We start from the raw sequence: 6,116 nt of genomic DNA, 5'->3' as shown, positions 1-6,116 counted from the left end.
CCCCCCCCCCCCCCCCCCCCCCCCCCCCCCCCCCCTCCCCCCCCCCCCCCCCCCCCCCCCCCCCCCCCCCCCCCCGCGCCGGGTTACCATGCGGCTGCCCCAGATCCGCACGCTCCGGCGTGCCCTTCGCCATGCTCCAGACCTTCGCCATCCTCCTCGTCTTCCAGTCCGTCGGGGAAGCCCTCAGCTATGCCCTGAGCCTGCCCGTGCCCGGCCCGGTGATCGGCATGATTCTGCTGTTCTGCTGGCTCGCCATCGACGACCGCATCCTGCCGGTGATCCAGGGCACCACCTCCGAGCTGCTCAAGCACCTGTCGCTGCTGTTCGTGCCGGCCGGCGTCGGCATCATGGTGCATGCGCACCGCATCGGCGGCGAGTGGCTGCCGATCGTGGTGGCGCTGGTGCTGTCGACCTGGCTGGCCATCGCCACCACCGCGCTGGTGGCGCGCGCGCTGATGCGCCGCGCGCACGGCGGCAACGGAGAGCGCGCATGATGACGCCGCGCCTCAACGAGATCTGGGTCTACCTGGCGGCCAGCCCGCTGCTGGGCCTGACCGCCACGCTGCTGGCCTACGTGTTCGCGTTCCGCATCTACGAGCGCGCGCGCTTCTCGCCGCTGGCCAACCCGGTGATGATCGCGGTGGCGATCCTGGTCACGCTGCTGACCGTGACCGGCACGCCGTACAAGACCTACTTCGACGGCGCGCAGTTCGTGCACTTCCTGCTCGGGCCGGCCACGGTGGCGCTGGCGGTGCCGCTCTATCTGCAGCTGCCCAAGCTGCGCCGCCACGTGCTGCCGCTGCTGGGCGGGCTGCTGGCGGGCTCGCTGGTGGCGGTGGTCTCGGCGGTGGGCATCGCCTGGCTGCTGGGCGCGTCGCCGGAGACGATCCGCTCGCTCGCGCCCAAGTCGGTCACCATCCCGATCGCGATGGGCGTGGCCGAGAAGATCGGCGGGCTGCCCTCGCTCACCGCGGTGCTGGTGATGCTGACCGGCATCATCGGCGCGGTCAGCGCGACGCGGCTGCTGAACCTGCTGCGCATCACCGACTACACCGTGCGCGGCTTCGCCACCGGGCTGGCGGCGCACGGCATCGGCACCGCGCGCGCGTTCCAGGTCAACCAGGAAGCGGGCGCCTTCGCCGCGCTCGGCATGGGCCTGAACGGCGTGCTGACGGCGGTGATGGTGCCGGTGCTGGCGGCGTGGATGCCGCGCTGAGCGCGGTCGCGCACAGGGCGGCGGCAGCCGCACAAATCGCTGCTGACAGCACGTTGTCAGGAGCCCCCGCGCATGATCGGCCTCTCCAACCCGACCGCAAGGAGGTCATCATGAGTGGACTGATCAACTGGCTTGAAATCCCCGTCGCCGACATGCCGCGCGCCATCCGTTTCTACGAGCAGGTATTCCAGACCCGTCTCAAGCGCGAAATGATGGAGCAGATGGACATGGCGATATTCGACAACATGGAGCCCGGCGGCGCGCTGGTGGCGGGCGAGTCCTTCCGGCCCTCGGCCGACGGCTGCGTGCCCTACCTGCACGCGCCGGGGCTGGTGGCGCTGCTGGCGCGCGCGCAGGCCGCGGGCGGCAAGACCGTGTTCGGCCCGCTGCAGCTGCCTGGCGACATCGGCCACATCGCGCATATCATCGATACCGAAGGCAACCGCATCGGCCTGCACCAGCCGCTGGCCGGCTGAACAGGCCGGCCGGAAGCGCCGCCAACAGACACACCAGTGCCAACCTTTCCGCCCGAGACATGAACCGAGCCCGATGAGCCGCCGCGCCGACCGCCTTTTCCAGATCGTCCAGGTGCTGCGCGGGCGCCGCCTGACCACGGCGGCGCTGCTGGCGCAGCGGCTCGGCGTGTCCGAGCGCACGGTGTACCGGGACATCCAGGCGCTGTCGCTGTCGGGCGTGCCGGTCGAGGGCGAGGCGGGCATCGGCTACCGGCTGCGCGCGGACTACGACGTTCCCCCGCTGATGTTCACCGCCCTGGAAGTCGAGGCACTGGTGGCCGGGCTGCGCCTGCTCAAGGCCTGGGGCGGCGGCGCGCTGGCCGCCGCGGCCGATCCCGCGCTGGAGAAGCTGGTGGCCGCGCTGCCGCCGGCGCGGCGCCTCGCGGCGCAGCAAAGCCGCGTGTTCGCGCCCGAGTTCGTCAACCATCCCCAGGTGCGCGACGCCTTCGACGTGGTGCACGGCGCCATGAACGCCCAGCGCCTGCTGCGCCTGGACTATACCGACGCGCAGCAGCGCGCCACCGACCGCGTGGTGCAGCCGCTCGGCCTGTTCTTCTGGGGCAACAACTGGCTGCTGGCGGCGTGGTGCACCACGCGCACCGACTACCGCAGCTTCCGCCTGGACCGCTGCCGCAGCATCATCATGCTCGACGACCGCTTCCACGAAACGCCGGACCGCTCGCTCAACGGCTTCCTGCGCGCGGTGCAGGCCAGCGGCGCGGGCGGCGACAACCCCGCGCGCGCGTAGCGTCGATGGCGCCGGCGATGCGGCTTACGCCGGCTCGGCCAGCAGCGTCTCGATGTCGGCCTTGATGTCCTCGGGCTTGGTGGTCGGCGCGTAGCGCTTGAACACCGTGCCGTCGCGGCGCAGCAGGAACTTGGTGAAATTCCACTTGATCGCCTCGATGCCCAGCACGCCGGGCTTCTCCGAGGTCAGCCAGCGGTACAGCGGATGCGCGTTGGCGCCGTTGACGTCGATCTTGGCGAACATCGGGAAGGTGACGTGGAAGCGCGCCTCGCAGAACTGGCCGATCTGCGCGGCGTCGCCAGGCTCCTGCTTGCCGAACTGGTTGCACGGGAAACCCAGCACTTCCAGGCCGCCCGCGCCGTATTGCTCCTGCAGCGCCTGCAGGCCCGCGTACTGCGGCGTGAAGCCGCATTCGCTGGCGGTGTTGACGACCAGCAGCACCTTGCCCGCGAAGCGCGACAGCGGCACCGGCTCGCCGGCAAGCGAACTGGCTTCGAACTGGTAGACGTTGCTCATGGCGGCACTCCTTGGTTGGCCCGCGCGGCGCGCCGGCTTCAGATGACGTTGAGGTGCTCGGTGCCGGCGCCGAGATCGCTCTCGCGGTCGCGCGAACCATGCAGCTTGATCATCAGGCGCAGGTCGTTGAGCGAGTCGGCGTTCTTCAGCGCGTCTTCATAGCTGATCTTGCCGGACTCGTAGAGGTCGAACAGCGCCTGGTCGAACGACACCATGCCCTGCTCGCGCGATTTCTTGATGACTTCCTTGAGCGCGTGGATCTCGCCCTTGAAGATCAGGTCGGCCACCAGCGGCGTGCCGATCATGATCTCCACCGCCGGCACGCGGCCCTTCTGCCCCTTGCGCGGCAGCAGCCGCTGCGAAATCATCGCCTTGAGGTTGAGCGACAGGTCGATCAGCAGTTGCTGGCGCTTTTCCTCGGGGAAGAAGTTGACGATGCGGTCGATGGCCTGGTTGGCGTTGTTGGCGTGCAGCGTGGCCAGGCACAGGTGGCCGGTCTCGGCGTACTGCATCGCGTATTCCATGGTCTCGCGGTCGCGGATTTCGCCGATCAGGATCACGTCGGGCGCCTGGCGCAGCGTGTTCTTCAGCGCGATGTGCCAGGACTCGGTGTCGATGCCCACCTCGCGCTGCGTGACGATGCAGTTCTGGTGCGCGTGCACGTATTCGATCGGGTCCTCGATGGTGATGATGTGCCCGTAGGAATGCGCGTTGCGGTGGTCGAGCATGGCCGCCAGCGAGGTGGACTTGCCCGAGCCGGTGGCGCCGGTGACGATCACCAGGCCGCGCTTGGCCATCACGATGTCGTGCAGCGTCGGCGGCAGGTCGAGCTCGTCGACCGACGGGATGCGCGTGTTGATGGTCCGCACCACCATGCCGGCCTTGCCCTGCTGGATGAAGGCGGAGACGCGGAAGCGCCCGGCGCCCTGCACCGAGATCGCGAAGTTGCATTCGTGGCTGTGGTCGAACTCCGCGATCTGGCGCTCGTTCATGATGGAATGCACCAGGTCGAGCGCCTGCGCCGGAATCAGCGGCTGCTGCGAGACCGGCGTGATCTTGCCGTCGACCTTGATCGCGGGCGGGAATTCGGCGGTGATGAACAGGTCCGAGCCGCGGTTGTTCACCATCAGCTCGAGCAGGTCGTTGATGTACTTGGCGGCGGATTCGCGGTCCAGCATGGCAGTTACCTGTTTCGGGTACGGCGGTCGGGTGTGGGATCGGCGGCGCGGCCGCGCCTCAGCCCGTGAAGGAGTCGGGGTTCTTGGCGATGGCGCGCGCGTCGGTGTAGCCGATCAGCCCGCGCTTGATCAGGTCCGACAGGCACTGGTCCAGCGTCTGCATGCCCATGCCGCTGCTGGTCTGCATCATCGAGTACATCTGCGCGATCTTGTTCTCGCGGATCAGGTGGCGGATGGCCGGCGTGGCGATCATGATCTCATGCGCCGCGGTGCGGCCGTTGCCGTCGCGCGTCTTGAGCAGCGTCTGCGAGATCACCGCCTCGAGCGATTCGGACAGCATGGTGCGCACCATGTCCTTTTCCTCGGGCGGGAACACGTCGACGATCCGGTCGATGGTCTTGGCCGCCGAGCTGGTGTGCAGCGTGGCGAACACCAGGTGGCCGGTTTCCGCGGCGGTCAGCGCCAGGCGGATGGTTTCCAGGTCGCGCAGCTCGCCCACCAGCACCACGTCCGGGTCCTCGCGCAGCGCCGAGCGCAGCGCGTTGGCGAACGAATGCGTGTGCGGCCCCAGCTCGCGCTGGTTGATCAGGCTCTTCTTCGAGGTATGCACGAACTCGATCGGGTCTTCCACGGTCAGGATGTGGCCCATGTCGTGGTCGTTGCGGTGGTCCACCATCGCCGCCAGCGTGGTCGACTTGCCCGAGCCGGTGGGCCCCGTCACCAGCACCAGGCCGCGCGGCTTCATGCACAGGTCGGCGAACACCGCCGGCGCGCGCAGGTCTTCCAGCGTCAGCACCTTGGAGGGAATGGTCCGGAACACCGCGGCCGCGCCGCGCTGCGTGTTGAATGCGTTGACGCGGAAGCGCGAAAGCCCGGCGATCTCGAACGAGAAGTCGATCTCCAGGCGTTCTTCATACTGTTTGCGCTGGGTGTCGCTCATGATGTCGTACACCATGGCGTGGACGTCCTTGTGCGCCATCGCGGCCACGTTGATGCGGCGCATGTCGCCGTGGATGCGGACCATCGGCGGCATGTCCGCGGACAGATGAAGATCGGACGCCTTGTTCTTGACGGCGAAAGCCAATAGCTGCGCGATGTCCATCTATAATGACCCCACCCTTTTTTGTCGTACTTTGTTGTACTTCTTGATATGTTCGCCGGATTATGTCTGTAATCGCCGCCAACTTGCAAGCCGTGCACCGGCGCATCGCGGCAGCCGCACAACAGGCCGGACGGGTGGCCGCCGACGTCACCCTGCTGGCGGTTTCCAAGACCTTCCCGGCGGATGCCGTGCGGGCCGCCTTCGACGCCGGCCAGCGCGCCTTCGGCGAAAACTACGTGCAGGAAGGCGCCGACAAGATCGGGCAACTGGCCGACCTGCGCGATGCCATCAGCTGGCATTTCATCGGCCCCCTGCAAAGCAACAAGACGCGCGTGGTGGCCGAGCGCTTCGACTGGGTCCACGCGGTGGACCGCCTGCGCATCGCCGAGCGGCTGTCGGCGCAGCGCCCGGCGGGACTGCCGCCGCTGCAGGTCTGCCTCCAGGTCAATATCAGCGGCGAAGCCAGCAAGAGCGGCGTGGCCCCGGCGGAAGTGCCCGCGCTGGCGCGCGCCGTGGCGGCGCTGCCCGGGCTGCGGCTGCGCGGGCTGATGGCGATTCCCGAGCCGGCCGCCGATGCCGCCGCGCAGCGCCGGCCGTTCGCGGCCATGCGCGCGCTGCTCGAAACCCTGCGCGCGCAGGGCCTGGACGTGGACACGCTGTCGATGGGCATGTCCGCGGACATGGAGGCCGCCATCGCCGAAGGCGCCACCCTGGTGCGCATCGGCACCGCGATCTTCGGCGGCCGCGACCACGGCCGCGCGCCCCAGGCCAGCGCCACGCACGGCTGATTGCCACCCGCCCGCCGGCGGCCCCTTTCCGAATTCCAGCCAGAGACAAAGAC

At 68.8% G+C, this 6,116-nt stretch carries 8 protein-coding genes; 5 read left to right on the top strand and 3 right to left on the bottom strand.

Annotated features, from left to right (window positions below):
• Nucleotides 1-131 precede the first annotated feature (131 nt).
• The 4 genes from AC3WXD_RS33240 to AC3WXD_RS33225 all read left to right on the top strand — a co-directional run bounded on the left by AC3WXD_RS33240 (nucleotide 132) and on the right by AC3WXD_RS33225 (nucleotide 2,479).
• Nucleotides 132-494, top strand: coding sequence for a CidA/LrgA family protein (locus tag AC3WXD_RS33240; RefSeq protein WP_020423849.1), 363 nt, complete (start codon nucleotides 132-134; stop codon nucleotides 492-494).
• A complete protein-coding gene (locus AC3WXD_RS33235) occupies nucleotides 491-1,216 on the top strand; it encodes an LrgB family protein (RefSeq protein ID WP_020204158.1) in 726 nt (241 codons plus the stop codon). Before AC3WXD_RS33240 ends, AC3WXD_RS33235 begins: the two co-directional genes overlap by 4 nt.
• A 110-nt stretch (nucleotides 1,217-1,326) precedes the next feature.
• A complete protein-coding gene (locus AC3WXD_RS33230) occupies nucleotides 1,327-1,692 on the top strand; it encodes a VOC family protein (protein ID WP_020204157.1) in 366 nt (121 codons plus the stop codon).
• A 73-nt stretch (nucleotides 1,693-1,765) separates the two neighbouring features.
• Nucleotides 1,766-2,479 (top strand): helix-turn-helix transcriptional regulator, encoded by a 714-nt coding sequence (locus AC3WXD_RS33225; protein WP_020204156.1) that lies wholly within the window; start codon nucleotides 1,766-1,768, stop codon nucleotides 2,477-2,479.
• A gap of 24 nt (nucleotides 2,480-2,503) precedes the next feature.
• On the opposite strand, the gene AC3WXD_RS33220 is transcribed toward AC3WXD_RS33225, so the two are convergent.
• From AC3WXD_RS33220 to AC3WXD_RS33210, 3 genes are read right to left on the bottom strand one after another with little or no spacing between them, the layout of a single operon-like run.
• The gene (locus AC3WXD_RS33220) at nucleotides 2,504-2,995 is read right to left on the bottom strand and encodes a glutathione peroxidase (RefSeq protein ID WP_492325527.1); all 492 of its coding nucleotides are present in this window, start codon (nucleotides 2,993-2,995) and stop codon (nucleotides 2,504-2,506) included.
• 38 nt (nucleotides 2,996-3,033) lie between these two features.
• Entirely contained in the window at nucleotides 3,034-4,173 is a 1,140-nt protein-coding gene (locus tag AC3WXD_RS33215; protein ID WP_059413529.1) for a PilT/PilU family type 4a pilus ATPase, read from the bottom strand.
• 58 nt (nucleotides 4,174-4,231) lie between these two features.
• Nucleotides 4,232-5,275: a type IV pilus twitching motility protein PilT gene (locus tag AC3WXD_RS33210; RefSeq protein WP_020204153.1), complete on the bottom strand. Its 1,044-nt coding sequence runs from the start codon at nucleotides 5,273-5,275 to the stop codon at nucleotides 4,232-4,234.
• 62 nt (nucleotides 5,276-5,337) lie between these two features.
• Here AC3WXD_RS33210 and AC3WXD_RS33205 point away from each other — a divergent pair, with 62 nt between their 5' ends.
• Nucleotides 5,338-6,063, top strand: coding sequence for a YggS family pyridoxal phosphate-dependent enzyme (locus tag AC3WXD_RS33205; RefSeq protein ID WP_492325526.1), 726 nt, complete (start codon nucleotides 5,338-5,340; stop codon nucleotides 6,061-6,063).
• The last annotated feature ends 53 nt before the right edge of the window (nucleotides 6,064-6,116 follow it).

It is taken from the genome of Cupriavidus sp. FW216-B1 (assembly GCF_058789195.1).
This window is presented reverse-complemented; position numbering and strand designations above follow the sequence as displayed.

Bases quoted from the DNA above. Each gene is read 5' to 3' on its own strand.
- AC3WXD_RS33220 (WP_492325527.1), bottom strand. From the start codon at position 2,995: ATGAGCAACGTCTACCAGTTCGAAGCCAGTTCGCTTGCCGGCGAGCCG.
- AC3WXD_RS33210 (WP_020204153.1), bottom strand. From the start codon at position 5,275: ATGGACATCGCGCAGCTATTGGCTTTCGCCGTCAAGAACAAGGCGTCC.
- AC3WXD_RS33230 (WP_020204157.1), top strand. From the start codon at position 1,327: ATGAGTGGACTGATCAACTGGCTTGAAATCCCCGTCGCCGACATGCCG.
- AC3WXD_RS33240 (WP_020423849.1), top strand. From the start codon at position 132: ATGCTCCAGACCTTCGCCATCCTCCTCGTCTTCCAGTCCGTCGGGGAA.
- AC3WXD_RS33215 (WP_059413529.1), bottom strand. From the start codon at position 4,173: ATGCTGGACCGCGAATCCGCCGCCAAGTACATCAACGACCTGCTCGAG.
- AC3WXD_RS33225 (WP_020204156.1), top strand. From the start codon at position 1,766: ATGAGCCGCCGCGCCGACCGCCTTTTCCAGATCGTCCAGGTGCTGCGC.
- AC3WXD_RS33235 (WP_020204158.1), top strand. From the start codon at position 491: ATGATGACGCCGCGCCTCAACGAGATCTGGGTCTACCTGGCGGCCAGC.
- AC3WXD_RS33205 (WP_492325526.1), top strand. From the start codon at position 5,338: ATGTCTGTAATCGCCGCCAACTTGCAAGCCGTGCACCGGCGCATCGCG.